Source organism: Alteripontixanthobacter muriae (genome assembly GCF_013336795.1).
In the GTDB taxonomy this organism is placed as follows: Bacteria; Pseudomonadota; Alphaproteobacteria; order Sphingomonadales; family Sphingomonadaceae; genus Pseudopontixanthobacter; species Pseudopontixanthobacter muriae.
Map to the genome: position 1 here is coordinate 1 of NZ_JAAFZT010000038.1, position 1,343 is coordinate 1,343.

Sequence of the window (1,343 nt, forward strand, 5' to 3'; positions counted from 1 at the left end):
ACCCGAGCCGGCCAGCCGCATAGGACCTAGAAACGAAGGGACATCCAGCCCTGACGCCACCATCTGCGCCTCCACTGTGCCGTCCGGATTGGTGACAAGCGCAGTCCCAGGAGTAGGAGTAGGAGTAGGAGTAGGAGTAGGAGTAGGAGTAGGAGTAGGAGTAGGAAATACCGGTTGTACGCCGAGCTCGCTGGTATCTGCAGTCAGAGGACCTTCATCTATTTGACAACCCGGGAGACTGCATAGGAGGGCAGCAGCCATGACGTGTCTCGGCAGTCTGAATCGGTCCATAATCATCCCCCTCTGAATCTGAGGAGAATGTCGTCGGAATTGCCTAATTTCGGGTTAACGGGGGGGGCGTAAATTCATCCTGAAACGGAAGATTATCCGAGCAGAGTATGGCGCTGTTGGATGAGCGAAAATGACCTAGCTTGCTCAGGTCCAGCCTGTTGCCGAGAGCGATATCAGAGCGCTTTCCGATCATTCCGCTTCATAGCCGCACGAGCTAAAATAGAGACGCATCCGCCGGGCTGGAAGATGTCGACCGGCTTCCCGATCAGACCCCACACGCCCTTGAAGGTCCGCTCTTCCGCTTTACGCAGCATGACCTAGGCTCAGGACCCATTCAGGGGCATCCCACTGGTTCGCTGACCTGATGCAACGGCAATGCTGAGGAGGCATTGTCATGAGTGATCTGATCTAGCTGTCGGAGGCGCAGATGCGCCGGATCGAGCCGTATTTCCCGGCGTCGCATAGAGTGCCGCGGGTTGACGATCCTCGGATCGTCATGAGCTGCCCCCTTCTGAGTGGTCCATCGACTATTTTAGTCTGGACCATGAAGGAGAAGCAGAATGCCATCCAAGAAACACAAGCCGGAGGAGGTCATCGGCAAACTGCGTGAGGCGGAGATAGTGCTGGCGCAGGGTGGGACCCCGCCCGAAGCGTGCCGCCAGATCGGGGGCACGGAGCAGACCTATTATCGCTGGCCCAAGGAGTATGGTGGGCTGAAGGTGGACCAGGCTCGGCGGATGAAGGAGCTAGAGAATGAGAATGCCCGGCTTCGCCGTGCGGTGTCGGACCTGACCCTGGACAAGCTGATCCTTCAGGAAGCTGCAGACGGCAGACCCGCCGCTCGGATACAGCCATCATCCCTATGATGTGATCGATACAGCGGGGCTCAGAAGCTTGTGCTTTGCACGTCTTCCGACTCGCCCGTGCAGTCTGGCTCCGGATTACCTCGATCGAGCCCGTCAATGGTGTGCCATGGCAGCAGTTCGTTCCGGCACCGGCAGGCGTTGCGCCTTCTTGGCCATGAGCTCTTGATAGAGGGCCCCTTGCATCAT

General features: G+C 58.1%; 1 pseudogene. It reads left to right on the forward strand.

The features are described 5' to 3' along the window. Positions 1 to 851 precede the first annotated feature (851 nt). A pseudogene (locus G7A66_RS12715) lies at positions 852 to 1,136 on the forward strand (transposase); the annotation flags it as partial. Between the last annotated feature and the right edge of the window lie 207 nt (positions 1,137 to 1,343).